The sequence below is a fragment of the Dactylosporangium sp. NPDC051485 genome, assembly GCF_040682015.1.
Classification (GTDB): domain Bacteria; phylum Actinomycetota; class Actinomycetes; order Mycobacteriales; family Micromonosporaceae; genus Dactylosporangium.
Window position 1 is genome coordinate 22,990 of sequence record NZ_JBFAZW010000073.1, and the last position, 13,634, is coordinate 36,623.

Genomic DNA, 13,634 nt, shown 5'->3' on the forward strand with positions numbered 1-13,634 from the left:
CTCCGTCGTGCTCATCCGGCCTTCACCACAATGGTGCCCGCCGCCTTGTCGTGCAGGCACTGCTGGTAGGGCTTATCCCACAGTTGCCACAGGTTGTCGACCCAGGAGAAGAACGGCACGACGACGCCGACCAGGAACTGCACCGCCCAGCGCTTGACCAGCAACCCGCGGTCGGGGGGCAGGGCCGGGTTGTCGGTGCGGATGATCTGCAGCTTCATCGCCCGCTTGCCCCACGTGATGCCGGTCCGGCCGAACATCTCCACGTGGTACACGTACATCACGCCGAGGGAGACCACGACGTAGCCCAGCTCGATCAGCAGCGGCACGCCGATGAAGAGGCCCGCGTTGGTGGAGTTGCTGGAGGCCGCGCTGGCGATCACCGCGAAGATGGCGATGAACACCGGGATGGCCAGCACGAGGTTGACGGCGACGAGCACCGCCGCGTCGATCAGGTATGCCACGAGCCGGTCGCCGAAGTTCGCCAGCGGCATGCCGTTGGGCGCCCGCGGGACGTACATCCCGGGCGGGGGGACGGCGTACTGGCCCTGTGGATAACCCGGTGGATAACCGGCGGCGAGCTGTGGATTCTGTGGATAACCCTGTTGATAACCCTGTGGGCCGGGTGGTGGTCCGTAATTCGGGACACCACCCGGCTGCGGCTGACCCGGATACGTCACCCGAACAGTGTTACAGGTTCCCGCGAAGTTCCTGCTCGCGCTCGATCGCCTCGAAGAGCGCCTTGAAGTTGCCCTTGCCGAAGCCGAGCGAGCCGTGCCGCTCGATCACCTCGAAGAACACCGTCGGGCGGTCCTGGACCGGCTTGGTGAAGATCTGCAGCAGGTAGCCGTCCTCGTCCCGGTCGACCAGGATGCCGCGGGACTTGAGCTCCTCGATCGGCGCGCGCACCTGCCCGATGCGCGCGCGCAGTTCGGGGTCGTCGTAGTAGGAGTCCGGCGTGACCAGGAACTCGACGCCGGCCGCGGTCATCTCGTCGACCGTGCGCAGGATGTCGTTGGTGGCCAGCGCGATGTGCTGGGCGCCCGGGCCGCCGTAGAACTCGAGGTACTCGTCGATCTGCGACTTCTTGCGCGAGACGGCCGGCTCGTTGAGCGGGAACTTGACCTTGCGGGTGCCGCTGGCCACGACCTTGCTCATGAGGGCCGAGTACTCCGTGGCGATGTCGTCGCCGACGAACTCGGCCATGTTGCTGAAGCCCATGACCCGGCGGTAGAACTCGACCCACTCGTCCATGTAACCCAGTTCGACGTTGCCCACGACGTGGTCGACGGCCTGGAAGAAGCGGCGGGCCGGCGGGGCCACGATCGGGCCGCGGGCGACGAAGCCGGGCAGGAACGGCCCTGTGTACCGGGACCGGTCCACGAGGGTGTGGCGGGTCTCGCCGTAGGTCGCCACCGCGGCCCGGCGCACGACGCCGTGCTCGTCCTCGACGTCGTGGGGCTCCGCCAGGCCGGTGGCACCCTGGCGGATCGCGTAGGCGTAGGCGGTGTCGACATCGGGGCACTCGAGCGCGATGTCGGCGATGCCGTCGCCGTGCCGCTCGTAGTGCTGGGTGGCCGCGGCCCGCCGGTGCACGCCGCCGGTCAGCACGAAGACCGCCGAGCCGGCCCTGAGGACGTACTCGGCGTGGTCACGGTGGCCCTGCTCCGGCCCGCGATAGGCGATCAGCGACATGCCGAAGGCGGTCGAGTAGTAGTGCGCCGCCTGCTTGGCGTTGCCGACGTAGAACCGGACGTGATCGAGGCCGGTGAGCGGGAACGGGTCATGGGAGACGTCGTGCTCGACGGCCCCGATGAGTTCGCTGAGGTCTTCGATGGCGCGGGTCATACGACCAGCCTGGGCGCCGATTGCGAGGTTGGGCAAGGAAGGCTGTTTCGCATGGTCAAGTTGCACATTCCGGGCCGCGATTAGGGTGTACTGGTGGACAAGATGACCAGTGCAATCGACGCTCTCGATGCACGGCTGATCGCGTTGCTGGCGGCCGAGCCGCGCATTGGCGTGCTGGAGTGCTCCCGGCGGCTGCGGGTGGCCCGGGGCACCGTGCAGGCCCGGCTCGACCGGCTCGCGGACCGGGGGGTGATCCGCGGGAGCGGGCCGGACATCGACCCGGCGGCGCTGGGCTACGGGGTGACCGCGTTCGTGACCCTCGAGATCCGGCAGCGGTTCGGCCACGACCCGGCGTCGGCGCACCTCGCGGAGATCCCGGAGGTGCTGGAGGTGCACACGATCACCGGCTCCGGCGACCTGCTCTGCCGGATCGTGGCGCGCTCCAACGCCGACCTGCAGCGGGTCATCGACCGGGTGATGAGCCACGAGGGCGTCGTGCGCTCCTCGACGATCATCGCCCTGGCCGAGCAGATCCGGTATCGCGTCCTGCCGCTGGTCGAAGCGGCGGCGGTCACCGCGAGATAAGCGCGGCTGTCCACCCGGTGGGTGAATCCGGTCGACACGGGCAAAAGCGGCCATCCGCCGACGTATCATGCCGCGGCGTTACGCTGCCGGTCGTGGCTAGGGGAGCGGTCCGCAAGTTCGAGACGGCGCTCGGCGCGATCGGCGTGCTGGCGCTGATCGTCACGGGCATCCTGGTCACCGGGTGGAACCCGATTCCCAAGGTCAGCGACTGGTGGGAGAAGGTCGCCTCCAGCGCGAGCCAGCTCTCCACCCCCGAGACCGACTGGATCGAGCGGGTCGGCGGCCAGCCCCTCTCGGCCGTCATCACCGGCGACACCGTCCTGGTCAACATGCGCGGCACGGTCGAGGCCCGGTCGCTCAGCGCCGGGACCATGCTCTGGCAGCGCGAGGCCGACTGGGCCGGGGTGGCCGGCGACGGGGGCGCGGCGGTGGCGATCGTCGGGCGGCGCGGCGCCGGGCTCGTCGCGCTCGACCCCGGCAGCGGCACCGAGCGCTGGAAGGACAAGGACGCCGTCGGGGCGTGGACCTTCCGCGACAACGTCCTCACCCTGGCCTGCGGCGGCCTGTCGGACTGCACCCTGAGCGCCCGGGCGCCGCGCGACGGCGCGCAGGCCTGGAAGCTCACGCTGCCGGGCATCGGGCGGGTGCTCAACGGCATCAACACCGACCTGCTCGGCACCGACGTGAAGGCCGAGGCCTACCGGGACGCGATCGGCGCCATGCCCCGGGCCATCCCGGCGATGCTGGGCTTCCCGATCGAGCAGAAGGTCAAGGTCGTCGACGCCCTGCACGGCAAGCTGCTGCGCGAGGAGGAGCCGACGAACATCAGCCGCGTGGTGGTGGTCGGCGGGCGGGTGCTGGTCTCCAGCGCCGTGCCGAAGGACGGCAACTGCCGGTACAGCCTCGAGGCCCGCGACCCGGGCACCGGCAAGACGGTGTGGAAGAAGGACGGCTACGACCTGCACACCGCGTCCGGGGCGGGCTGCGAGCAGCGCCGCGACCCGGCCGGCGCCGAGACCGTGCTGGTGGCGACCCGCGGCGACAACCGCGAGGTGTTCCTCTCCCCGCGCGACGGGCGCGAGATGTGGGCCGGCGCCGAGGGCGACGAGATCGTGGCGGCCGACAGCCAGTACGGCCTCGTGCGCACCGACGGCGGCAAGACCCTGGCGGTCGTCGACTTCGACAAGGGCGGGCGCCTGTGGCAGCAGACGATCCCCGGCAAGGCGGACGTGGCCCTCTCCCGGTACGCGGTGCTGGTGCGCGACGCCCGCGAGGGCCGGCTGATCGCCTACGCCCCCGGCGGTGGCACCAAGCTGCTGGACGCGAAGACCACCGCCGACGTCATCGGGGTCGGCGAGCACGGGCTGATGATCGGCCGGGGCCGGACGATCGGCTACCTGCGGTACACCTAGATGAACCGGAACGTGGTGGTGAGCCGGCCCTCGTGGAAGAGGTGGTAGGCGATCGCCAGCGGTCCGCCGCGGTCCAGGTCGCCGCCCTCGACCTCCCACGGCATGATCAGCGTCGAGGCCACGGCCGGGGCGATGAGCACCGGCACGCCCGCGAACGTGGTGACCGTGGCCGTGTGGAAATGGCCGCACAGGATGGCCAGGACGTTCGGGTGCCGGGCGATGACCTCGGCGAGGCGCTCCTCGCCGAACTGTCGGGCCTTGTCAGCGTACGGGTGGCCGACCCCGACCGGCGGATGGTGGAAGCACACGAGCGCCGGGTCGGTGCCGCCCAGCGCGCGGTCGAGCCACTCCAGCGTCGCGTCCGGCACGAGCCCGTCGCCCCGGCCCGGGATGGTCGAGTCGACGAGCGCCAGCAGCAGGTCCCCGACCCGCTCGGTGCGGTTCAGCGGCCCCAGGCCGGCCGCCACGAAGGGCTCCCGCTTGTCGTGATTTCCCGGGAGGTGCAGCAGCGGTACGCCGATCCGCTCGAAGACCTTCAGGCCGGCGTACTCGTCGGGCTCGCCGTGGTCGGCCAGGTCCCCGGTGAGCAGCACGGCGTCCACCGGACGGGGTAATCCGGCGAGGTGCTCGACGACCCGGTCGACCCGCTCGGCGCTGCGGGGCGTGCCGTCGAGATGGGTGTCGCTGACGTGCGCGATGAGCGTCATGGGGCCGACGCTATTGGGGGGCGTCAAGCGGTACAACGGCGAATCGGATATCAGCGGTGTTCCATGATCAGCGCGAAGGAGGTGTGGGGCGCGAGGGCCTCGTAGCCGTGCGCGACGTCGCCGGCGAAGGACGCGTAGTCGTGCACGTCGAGGTCGACCGGGGAGTCCTCGGGGCCGACCCGCAGCCGGCCGCTGACCATGACCACGTGCTCGATCGTGCCCGGCAGGTGGGCGTCGGCCTTGCGGGCGCCGACCGGCTCCACGCGCATGAGGTAGATGTCGCGGCGCACCCCCGGCGGGCAGGTGGCCAGCAGCGTGCCCACGAAGTCGGCCTGCTCGGACCTGATCGTCGGCCCGTCGCCGGCCCGGATCACCCGCGGCGCGGTCGGCGGCGGCTCGACCAGCCGGCTGAACGGCACGTTGAGCGCGACGGCGAGGGCCCACAGCGTCTCGATGTTCGGGTTGCCGGCCCCCGACTCGAGCTGGCTGAGCGTGGACTTCGCGATCCCGGCGCGTTTGGCGACCTCGCTCAGCGACAGCTTCTCGCGCTCCCGCTCCCGGCGCAGGGCGGCGGCGATGAGGTCGATCGGGGGCTTGTTGGGATCCATCCTCGTCCTGTTCGGTACGTCGAACGATTCATTCGGCTTGACGAACGCTCGGCCTCGGTCCAGCATACCGAACTATGCGTTCGATTCTCCGAACAGATCCGATCGCCCGCGACGTGACGGCGCTGTGCGCGGCCGCCGCGGTCGTCGGGCTGTCGTTCGGCGCGATCGCCTCCGCAGGGGGCGTGCCGCTGGCCCAGATCATGGTCATGAACGCGTTCGTCTACGCCGGGGGCGCCCAGTTCCTCGCGGTCGGCCTGGCCGGCGCCGGGGCCACCGCCGTCGCGATCATCGCGGCCGGCCTGCTGCTCAACGCGCGGCACCTGCCGTTCGGCCTGGCGATCGGCAACGAGGTGCTCGGCGCCTCCCGCTGGGGCCGGCTGCTGGGCAGCCACCTGATGACCGACGAGTCGGTCGCCTTCGCCCTGGCCCAGGAGGATCCGGGGCGCCGGCGCCGGGCGTACTGGATGACCGGCATCGCGCTGTTCCTGACCTGGAACGTCTCGGCCGCCGCCGGCGCGGTCGTCGGCTCGGCGCTGGGCGACCCGGACACGCTCGGCATCGACGCCGCCTTCCCGGCCGCGCTGCTGGCCCTGACCCTGCCCTCGCTCAAGGACCGCCCGTCGACCCTGGTCGCCCTCGGCGGCGCGGCGCTCGCGCTGGTCAGCACCCCGTGGCTGCCCGCGGGCCTGCCCGTGCTCGTGGCCCTGCTCGCACTCGTCCTCGGGAGGCGCTCCTCATGAGCTGGATCGCGATCATCGCGCTGGCCCTCGGCACCTACGCCTTCCGGTTCGCGGGGCCCGTCCTGCGCGACCGGATCTCGGTGTCGGAGGGGATCCGGCGGTACCTCACACTGTCCGCCGTCGCGCTGCTGGCCGCCCTGATCGCGACCGCGGCGCTGCTGGACGGCACGCACTTCGTGGGCGTCGCGCGGCCCGCGGGAGTGCTGGTCGGCGCCGTGCTGGCCTGGCGCAAGGCCCCGTTCGTCGTCGTTGTGGTGGCCGCGGCACTGACGGCGGCCCTGCTCAGGGTGGCAGGAGTCGAGTAATACAGTCGGGTCATGCCCGATTTCGCGTTCTCGCCGCTGCTGCCACTCGGACCCGACGACACCGAATACCGCTTGGTCACCAGCGACGGGGTCGGCCGCGACGGGCGATTTCTGACGGTCGAGCCGGAGGCGCTCACCCGCCTGACCGACGAGGCCATGCACGACATCGCGCACTTCCTGCGCCCCGCCCACCTGACCCAGCTGCGCTCGATCATCGACGACCCGCAGGCCTCGTCGAACGACCGCTTCGTCGCCCTCGACCTGCTGCGCAACGCCAACATCGCCGCGGGCGGCGTGCTGCCGATGTGCCAGGACACCGGCACCGCCATCGTCATGGGCAAGCGCGGCCGCTTCGTGCTCACCGACGGCCGCGACGAGGAGGCCATCGCGCGGGGCGTGTTCGACGCCTACACGCGGCTGAACCTGCGGTACTCGCAGCTGGCCCCGCTGACCATGTGGGACGAGAAGAACACGGGCTCCAACCTGCCGGCGCAGGTCGAGCTGTACGCCGAGGGGGACGACGCCTACAAGTTCCTCTTCATGGCCAAGGGTGGCGGTTCGGCCAACAAGAGCTACCTGTACCAGGAGACGAAGGCCCTGCTCAACCCGACGAGGATGATGCAGTTCCTGGAGGAGAAGCTGCGCCTCATCGGTACCGCGGCCTGCCCGCCGTACCACCTGGCCATCGTCATCGGCGGCACCTCGGCCGAGCACGCGCTGAAGACGGCCAAGCTGGCCTCGGCCAAGTACCTGGACACCCTCCCCACCGAGGGCTCCCCGGTCGGCCACGGCTTCCGCGACCTCGAGCTGGAGGCCCAGGTGCTCCAGCTGACCCGCGAGTTCGGCATCGGTGCCCAGTTCGGCGGCCGCTACTTCTGCCACGACGTGCGCGTCGTGCGCCTCCCGCGCCACGGCGCCTCCTGCCCCGTCGCCATCGCCGTGTCCTGCTCCGCCGACCGCCAGGCCGTCGGCAAGATCAACGAGAGCGGCATCTGGCTGGAGCAGCTGGAGCGCGACCCGGCCCGCTTCCTGCCCGACGTCACCGACGAGCACCTCGACGACGACGTGGTCACCGTCGACCTGAACCGCCCGATGTCCGAGATCCGCGCCCAGCTCTCCGCCCTGCCGGTCAAGACCCGCCTGTCCCTGACCGGCCCCCTGGTCGTCGCCCGCGACATCGCCCACGCCAAGATCGCCGAGCGCCTGGACGCCGGCGAGCCAATGCCCGCCTACCTGCGCGACCACGCCGTCTACTACGCCGGCCCGGCCAAGACCCCGGAGGGCTACGCGTCGGGCTCCTTCGGCCCGACCACGGCCGGCCGCATGGACGCCTACGTCGAGAAGTTCCAGGCCGCCGGCGGCTCCTTGGTCATGCTGGCCAAGGGCAACCGCTCCAAGCAGGTGACCGACGCCTGCCGCAGCCACGGCGGCTTCTACCTCGGCTCGATCGGCGGCCCGGCGGCCCGCCTGGCCCAGGACTGCATCAAGCACGTCGAGGTCCTCGAGTACCCGGAGCTGGGCATGGAGGCCGTCTGGAAGATCGACGTGGTCGACTTCCCGGCCTTCATCGTCGTAGACGACAAGGGCAACGACTTCTTCGCCGAGGTCACCAAGCCGAAGCTGACCCTTCAGATCGGCCAGCGGTAATCAGACTTATCGACCCTGGTGGGGGCAGCTCTCCCGCCAGGGCTGTCACCGCTCGACCGGTGGCTTCTGCCGCATCGCCGGCTCCCGCCGTGGTGACGTCGGCAGCTGTAGGTGGCACCCGGCGGCTTCTAGCAGCAAGCAACGGGCCGGCACCAAAAGGCGCCGGCCCGCGCTTCGCGGCCCTGCCAGCCGCCACCCGTCAGCAAACGGCCAGCGGCCCATGCATCACAGAGTCCAGTACCCCGCATCGCCGTCCGCCAGGTAGCTCTTCAACGCCACCTTCGCACCCTTCTCGGCACCGGCCGCGGCGTCGAACACGATCGACCCCGACGTCTTCTGACCGGCCGTCATGTCACTCGCGGACAGATCCTTGCCGTTCAAGGCGATCGTCGAGTCGAACGCCGTCCCGTCGGCGGCGACAAGCTTGAACATGGACCCGTTGACGGAGTACTTGCCCTCCTTCACCACCGCGGTCACATCGGCGGTGATGAACTGGCCCTTCTGCGGCTTGCTGAACTGGTCCTTGGCCTTCACGTTGGCCTTGATGTTCGTGAGGGTGATCTCCACGACGGTCTTGGACCCGAAGACGCTTTCGGTGAGCGTCATCGTCTCGCCGGCCTTCACGGTGACAGGAGCGCTCTTGGCGTCCTGCTTGGCCGTACCGCCGTCACCTGCACTGCCGGCGTTGGTGGAGCTGCCCGTCGCGCCGCAGGCGATGACGAACGCGGCAAGGGGCGCGGCAAGGAGGGCAAGGTAGGTGTTGCGACGCATGTTTGGTTGCTCCTGACGGGTGAGCGTTACGAGGTGCCCGGACGGGTCCGGTAGCTCCGGTTCATTTGCGGCAACGCAAACCCGGAATGCCATCCACCCTTCAGGGATTCGTGGCAATTCGTCGCAAATGCTGCCTGAACGTACCGCTCTCGGCTGACCGCAAAGGGCACCCAGAGACGACAAAAGGGCCCGGCATCGCCTTCAGCCGGCACGGCAGCCGCCGCGCACCGGCTATGCCTTCACCCAGTCGCCGCAACCCCTCGAGACGAACGTGTCGTCGCTCGAACGGATCGTCACCGTCACCCGGACCGACCCAGTCACAAAATTGTTGTCGACGATGCGGCCATTCTTGCTCCGCTCCCAGTAGCAGTCGATCACCTTCCCACCCGTCAGGTGCGCCGTCGTCTGGTAGCTGCCGGGCTTGACCTCGGACGGCACCGCATACGTTCCGTCAGTGAATCCCGTCTGGGCCTGCTGCCACACCGGCAGATATTTGGGGCACGCGGAAAGCCGGGCCCCGTCGATCGACTCCTTGTTCTCGATGTACGCATCGAGTAGGTCGCCGCTGGCGTCCGAATACCGCGACGCCTGGCACGGGTCGGAGTAGAAGCTCCGGTCGCACCCCGTCACGTCGAAAACTGGGTCCTTGTTCGGGTCGCAGGTTTCCCACACTGCGCCGGCCGGAGCGGCGCTGGTGGATGCCGCGACCGTGCCACCCGCGCAGTTGCCGTTGGGGAGCCGCCCGTTAGGGCAGAACGTCGGCGTCGGCGAAGGCGGCGCGGGGGTTGGGCTGGCGGCTGCGGTGGTCGGCGGGGCGCTGACGGCGGGCGCCGCAGTCTTGGCGGCGTTCCCGCCGCACGCAGCTAAGAGCAGCAGGGTGCAGGTGGCTACAGCGAAGCTCCGGATCTTCACGATCGACATCGTGCCCGCAGTTCAGCCGGAACCGGTCAGCCGCGCGTGCGGTCCATCCGGACTGGGGCGGCGAACATGCAACTCGGCAACGCGGTGGTGACTGCCTCAATCCGGGCCAGCTGGGTCTCGAGGTTCCGGTCTACGACATGTCGCGTTTTGCAGTTCAGCCTGACTGGGGCAAGTCAGGCAGCGTGCCGGCTGCGGCCGTCGCGTCGGTTTGCGGCGGCGTGGATTTCGGCGGCGCGGCGCATGTCCTCGTCGGTGAGTTCGGGTACGTACTGCGGGATCTCACGCTTGGCGCGCTCCCAGCCAGCGCCGGGCTTCCACTCGCGCGGGCCCGCCGGTTCGGGAGTTTTGGTCATGCTTGCCACGGTAGCGAGACGCCAGCCAACTTGTTATGACCTACTGAAAAGCACACTGCGGGTGAACCCGGGAGGCGCTGAGGTCCGGGTCGACGAAGGTGCTGCCGCTCGACTGGCCGGCGAGTCGCTCTCGTTACGCAGCGATGTAACTCGATCACCGGTAGCATTCGTCGGGTGGGCGGGCGTGGGCCGTGGGCGTGGCTGGAGCGCTATGCCGCGCGGCGCGACGGGGTGGGCGGCGTGCTCGTCTCGTGGATGTTCATGGTCGCGGCAGTGTTTGCCGCTGTGCTTGCCGTCGCGCTCCGCTCGCCGGTGCTGGGCTACGTCGCCGCGGTGCTCGTCATCGCGTTGTGCTGGCGGCGGTACTTCCGCGGGCACTGGTAGCGACCGTCAGCGGTCCGGGACAACTCGCGGAAACCGATGATATCGGAATAATGGCGACAAATGTTCACAGCAGGCGAAGGTCGTGACGTTGCGTGCGTCCAATATCAACGGAGCGAAATGTTTCGGGGGCCGCACACGTCATTGGGTGCAGCCCCGCACTCGGTGATTCGCCTGTACGACCGAAATATCCCCGTTCGTCCAGAGCAAGCGGGACCTTCGATTGAGTAGAACCAGTCGCAGGACTTGAGCAAAAGCTCGGCAAACTCTGGACGCATTCCGGCACGCGCATGCGCTCCGCTGAAAAAGGGTCGCCGCCCCTGCTCTTTCGACGCTCTCATCTGACTACCATCGGATATTCGAGCGTGCAGCTTCGAGGGGAGGCGGCGGCCGCACAGAGGGTGAGTATGCGCGATTCGACCCGATTTTCGATCCTGGGACCGGTGCAGATTCGCACGCCGGTCACCGAGATCACGGTCGCGGCTCCGCGCGAGCGGGTTCTGCTCGCGCTGCTGTTGCTGCGCGAGGGTCAGCTGGTGCCCGTGCAGCAGGTCATCGCTGCCCTGTGGGACACCAGCCCGCCGCCGACCGCGCGGGCCCAGGTGCACAGCTGCGTGTCGCGGCTGCGCCAGCTGCTGCGCAAGGCCGGGCTGCCGGAGGACCTGGTGGTCACCGAGCCGGCCGGGTACCGCATCAAGGTCGGCCCCGACGATCTCGACGCCGCCCTGTTCGCGGCCCGGGTCGAGCGCGGGCGGGCCGCGGCGGCCGACGGTGACCTGCCCCGCGGCCGCGACGAGCTGCGGGCCGCGCTGGCGCTGTGGCGGGGGCGGCCGCTGACCGACGTCGACTCCGACGTGGTCCGGGCCGCGGCCGCGCACCTCGAGGAGCAGTGGACCGCCGCCATGGCCTTCTGCCTCGACGTGGAGCTGCGGCTCGACCTGGCCGAGGAGATCCTGGCCGAGGTGGCCGACCTGGTCGAGCGCTACCCGCACCACGAGCAGTTCCGCGGCCACCTGATGACCGCGCTGGCCCGCACCGGCCGGCGGGCCGACGCGCTGGCCGTGTTCCGCCGCGGCCGGGCGCTGCTGGCCGAGGAGCTCGGCATCGAGCCCGGGACCGAGCTGGTCGAGCTGCACCGGCGCATCCTCAACGGCGACGCCGAGCTGCTGCTGCCGCAGCCGCCGCGGGCGCTGGGCCGGCGGGCCGCCCGTTGCCTGCCCCGCGACGTGGCCGACTTCGCCGGCCGGGCCGAGCTGGTCAAGCGGCTGGTCGGGCAGCTGCGCGACGAGCGGCCCGAGGTCATCGCGATCGACGGCATGGCCGGCACCGGCAAGACCACGCTCGCCGTGCGGGTCGCGCACGCCGCCGCCGATCGTTACCCCGACGGCCAGCTGTACCTCGACCTGCGCGGCCACAGCGAACGCGCCCCGCTCGACCCGGGTGAGGCCCTCGGCGCCCTGCTGCGCCAGCTCGGGGTGTCGGCCGAGCAGGTGCCGCTCGGCCTCGACGACCGCGCCGTGCTCTGGCGCACCGAGCTCGCCGACCGGCAGGTGCTGGTACTGCTGGACAACGCCCTCGACACCGCCCAGGTGCTGCCGATGCTGCCCGGCACCGCGCACACCGGCGTGGTCATCACCAGCCGCCGGCGCCTCGGCGGCCTCGACGGGGCGCAGACGGTCTCCCTCGACGTGCTGCCGCTGGACGACGCCGTCGAGCTGCTGCGCCGGACCGTGGGCGAGCGCGCGTACACCGACCCGGCCCGCACGATCGAGGTGGCCGAGCTGTGCGGGCGCCTCCCGCTGGCCGTCCGGCTGGCCGGCGCCCGCCTGCAGCACCGGCCGACCTGGACGGTCGCCGACCTGGCCGCGCGGCTGCGCATCGCCGAGCGGCGCCTGGGCGAGCTCGCCGTCGACGGGCGCACGGTGGCGGCCGCGTTCACGCTGTCGTTCCAGCATTTGGCCGTACCGCTGCAGAAGCTTTTCGCGCTCCTGGGTCTTCACCCCCCGGGCGACTTTGAGTCGGCGGCGGCCGCGGCGCTGGCCGGGATGGCCGTCGACGAGGCCGAGGAGCTGCTGGAGGAGCTCGTCGACGTGCACCTGGTCGAGGCGCCGGCGGCCGGGCGGTACCGGCTGCACGACCTCCTGCGAGACTTCGCGGCCCGGCTGGCCCCGCCCGACGCCGACGCCGTCGAGCGACTACTCGACCACTATCTGTACTCGGTGCTCTCCGCCACCCAGTACATGGAGCTCGGCGACACCCGCTCGGTGCTGCGCCTGGAGACCCCGCCGCCGACCGCGCCGGCCTTCGACAGCCCCGCCGAGTCCCGCCGCTGGCTGGAGCGGGAGCTGCCCAACGTGCTCGGCGTGACCCGCCTGGCCGCCGACGCCAGCCGCCACCGGCACACCTGCCTGCTGACCCGCGCCGTGTCGCCGTTCCTGTTCGGCTTCGGCTTCGGCGAGCACCAGCTCGACCTGTACGAGCGTGCGATCGCGGCGGCCGCGGCCCTGGCCGACCCCGAGCTGGAGGCGGAGTCGCGCAACTACCTGGCCGCCGTGTACTTCCGGATGGGCCGCCTCCCCGACGCCCTCACCACGCTGCACGCGGTCATCCGCATCGCCGAGCGGGGGAACATACCGCGGCTGGTCGGCACCGCGCTGACCAACCTGGCCATGCTGCACGTCCGGCTGGGCCAGTACCCGGAGGGCCTCGCCTCGGCCGAGGCGGCCGCCGCGGTGCGCATGGACGAAGTGCCGCCGATCCTGCAGTTCAAGCTGCACAGCACCCTGGCCATCGGGTACACCCAGGCCGGCGACTACCAGCAGGCGCTGGCCGCCAACCGGCTGGGCCTGGCCGTGGCCCGGCGCATCGACAACCTCCGGGCCACGGCCATCATGATCGGCGAGCTCGGCCTGGTGCACCTGCACCTGGGTCACCTCACCACGGCGACCGCCCTGCTGCGCCGCGCGCTCGCGCTCAAGCGGGACACGGTCAACCAGTACGGCAGCGCCGAGACGCTGAGCAAGCTCGGCACCGCCTACCGCCTCAGCGGCCGCCTGTCCGACGCGATCGCCTGTCAGCGCGCGGCCCGCGAGCAGATGGAGCACGTGGCCGACGTCTCCGGCCAGTGCCTGGTCGCCAACGACCTGGCCCTCACGCTGCGCGCGGCCGGCCGCCACGACGAGGCCCTGCGGCTCAACCGCGAGGCCTACGCCAAGGCCTCCCGCACCGGAGACCTCTACGAGAAGGCCCGCGCCCTGGCCGGCCTGGGCCGCACGGACGAGGCCGTGGCGCTGTTCACGTCGATGGGAGCGACGGATCTCACCGCCCTTACGCGGTGACATTCGGGGCATATTTGCTTC

The 13,634-nt window shown here is 70.7% G+C and carries 14 protein-coding genes; 7 read left to right on the forward strand and 7 right to left on the reverse strand.

Annotated elements, in window-relative coordinates:
• Positions 1-11: 11 nt before the first annotated feature.
• Together AB0M46_RS33785 and hppD are read right to left on the reverse strand one after the other, a co-directional pair.
• Positions 12-518: an RDD family protein gene (locus AB0M46_RS33785; RefSeq protein ID WP_363342774.1), complete on the reverse strand. Its 507-nt coding sequence runs from the start codon at positions 516-518 to the stop codon at positions 12-14.
• 169 nt (positions 519-687) lie between these two features.
• Positions 688-1,845, reverse strand: a complete 1,158-nt coding sequence (gene hppD, locus AB0M46_RS33790; RefSeq protein ID WP_363342776.1) for a 4-hydroxyphenylpyruvate dioxygenase — start codon at positions 1,843-1,845, stop codon at positions 688-690.
• Between the two features lie 102 nt (positions 1,846-1,947).
• Between hppD and AB0M46_RS33795 the strand changes: the two genes are divergently transcribed.
• Both AB0M46_RS33795 and AB0M46_RS33800 read left to right on the forward strand, forming a co-directional pair.
• Positions 1,948-2,430 (forward strand): Lrp/AsnC family transcriptional regulator, encoded by a 483-nt coding sequence (locus tag AB0M46_RS33795; protein WP_363342778.1) that lies wholly within the window; start codon positions 1,948-1,950, stop codon positions 2,428-2,430.
• A gap of 92 nt (positions 2,431-2,522) precedes the next feature.
• Entirely contained in the window at positions 2,523-3,842 is a 1,320-nt protein-coding gene (locus AB0M46_RS33800; protein ID WP_363342780.1) for a PQQ-binding-like beta-propeller repeat protein, read from the forward strand.
• On the opposite strand, the gene AB0M46_RS33805 is transcribed toward AB0M46_RS33800, so the two are convergent.
• Together AB0M46_RS33805 and AB0M46_RS33810 are read right to left on the reverse strand one after the other, a co-directional pair.
• Entirely contained in the window at positions 3,839-4,549 is a 711-nt protein-coding gene (locus AB0M46_RS33805; protein WP_363342782.1) for a metallophosphoesterase, read from the reverse strand. The two genes, AB0M46_RS33800 and AB0M46_RS33805, sit on opposite strands and share 4 nt — an antisense overlap.
• 50 nt (positions 4,550-4,599) lie before the next feature.
• Entirely contained in the window at positions 4,600-5,157 is a 558-nt protein-coding gene (locus AB0M46_RS33810) for an XRE family transcriptional regulator (protein ID WP_363342784.1), read from the reverse strand.
• 74 nt (positions 5,158-5,231) lie between these two features.
• On the opposite strand from AB0M46_RS33810, the gene AB0M46_RS33815 reads away from it, so the two are divergent.
• Genes AB0M46_RS33815 through AB0M46_RS33825 form a run of 3 tightly spaced genes read left to right on the forward strand, consistent with a single transcriptional unit; the run spans position 5,232 to position 7,849 of the window.
• On the forward strand, positions 5,232-5,897 hold the full coding sequence (locus AB0M46_RS33815) for an AzlC family ABC transporter permease (protein ID WP_363342786.1): 666 nt from the start codon (positions 5,232-5,234) through the stop codon (positions 5,895-5,897).
• The gene (locus AB0M46_RS33820) at positions 5,894-6,202 is read left to right on the forward strand and encodes an AzlD domain-containing protein (protein WP_363342788.1); all 309 of its coding nucleotides are present in this window, start codon (positions 5,894-5,896) and stop codon (positions 6,200-6,202) included. Before AB0M46_RS33815 ends, AB0M46_RS33820 begins: the two co-directional genes overlap by 4 nt.
• Positions 6,203-6,214: 12 nt before the next feature.
• Positions 6,215-7,849 carry a fumarate hydratase gene (locus tag AB0M46_RS33825; RefSeq protein WP_363342790.1) on the forward strand — a complete coding sequence of 545 codons (1,635 nt, stop codon included), beginning with the start codon at positions 6,215-6,217 and terminating at the stop codon, positions 7,847-7,849.
• Positions 7,850-8,074: 225 nt separating this feature from the next.
• On the opposite strand, the gene AB0M46_RS33830 is transcribed toward AB0M46_RS33825, so the two are convergent.
• The 3 genes from AB0M46_RS33830 to AB0M46_RS33840 all read right to left on the reverse strand — a co-directional run bounded on the left by AB0M46_RS33830 (position 8,075) and on the right by AB0M46_RS33840 (position 9,894).
• Entirely contained in the window at positions 8,075-8,713 is a 639-nt protein-coding gene (locus AB0M46_RS33830) for a DUF4352 domain-containing protein (protein ID WP_363342792.1), read from the reverse strand.
• 138 nt (positions 8,714-8,851) lie between these two features.
• Positions 8,852-9,532 carry a hypothetical protein gene (locus AB0M46_RS33835; protein WP_363342794.1) on the reverse strand — a complete coding sequence of 227 codons (681 nt, stop codon included), beginning with the start codon at positions 9,530-9,532 and terminating at the stop codon, positions 8,852-8,854.
• 182 nt (positions 9,533-9,714) lie between these two features.
• Positions 9,715-9,894, reverse strand: a complete 180-nt coding sequence (locus AB0M46_RS33840) for a hypothetical protein (protein WP_363342796.1) — start codon at positions 9,892-9,894, stop codon at positions 9,715-9,717.
• A gap of 174 nt (positions 9,895-10,068) precedes the next feature.
• Here AB0M46_RS33840 and AB0M46_RS33845 point away from each other — a divergent pair, with 174 nt between their 5' ends.
• Together AB0M46_RS33845 and AB0M46_RS33850 are read left to right on the forward strand one after the other, a co-directional pair.
• A complete protein-coding gene (locus AB0M46_RS33845) occupies positions 10,069-10,278 on the forward strand; it encodes a hypothetical protein (protein ID WP_363342798.1) in 210 nt (69 codons plus the stop codon).
• Positions 10,279-10,718: 440 nt separating this feature from the next.
• Complete coding sequence (locus AB0M46_RS33850; protein ID WP_363342800.1) at positions 10,719-13,613, forward strand: BTAD domain-containing putative transcriptional regulator; 2,895 nt, start codon at positions 10,719-10,721, stop codon at positions 13,611-13,613.
• Positions 13,614-13,634 lie beyond the last annotated feature (21 nt).

Bases quoted from the DNA above. Each gene is read 5' to 3' on its own strand.
- AB0M46_RS33785 (WP_363342774.1), bottom strand. From the start codon at position 518: ATGTACGTCCCGCGGGCGCCCAACGGCATGCCGCTGGCGAACTTCGGC.
- hppD (WP_363342776.1), bottom strand. From the start codon at position 1,845: ATGACCCGCGCCATCGAAGACCTCAGCGAACTCATCGGGGCCGTCGAG.
- AB0M46_RS33795 (WP_363342778.1), top strand. From the start codon at position 1,948: ATGACCAGTGCAATCGACGCTCTCGATGCACGGCTGATCGCGTTGCTG.
- AB0M46_RS33805 (WP_363342782.1), bottom strand. From the start codon at position 4,549: ATGACGCTCATCGCGCACGTCAGCGACACCCATCTCGACGGCACGCCC.
- AB0M46_RS33810 (WP_363342784.1), bottom strand. From the start codon at position 5,157: ATGGATCCCAACAAGCCCCCGATCGACCTCATCGCCGCCGCCCTGCGC.
- AB0M46_RS33815 (WP_363342786.1), top strand. From the start codon at position 5,232: ATGCGTTCGATTCTCCGAACAGATCCGATCGCCCGCGACGTGACGGCG.
- AB0M46_RS33820 (WP_363342788.1), top strand. From the start codon at position 5,894: ATGAGCTGGATCGCGATCATCGCGCTGGCCCTCGGCACCTACGCCTTC.
- AB0M46_RS33825 (WP_363342790.1), top strand. From the start codon at position 6,215: ATGCCCGATTTCGCGTTCTCGCCGCTGCTGCCACTCGGACCCGACGAC.
- AB0M46_RS33830 (WP_363342792.1), bottom strand. From the start codon at position 8,713: ATGGCATTCCGGGTTTGCGTTGCCGCAAATGAACCGGAGCTACCGGAC.
- AB0M46_RS33840 (WP_363342796.1), bottom strand. From the start codon at position 9,894: ATGACCAAAACTCCCGAACCGGCGGGCCCGCGCGAGTGGAAGCCCGGC.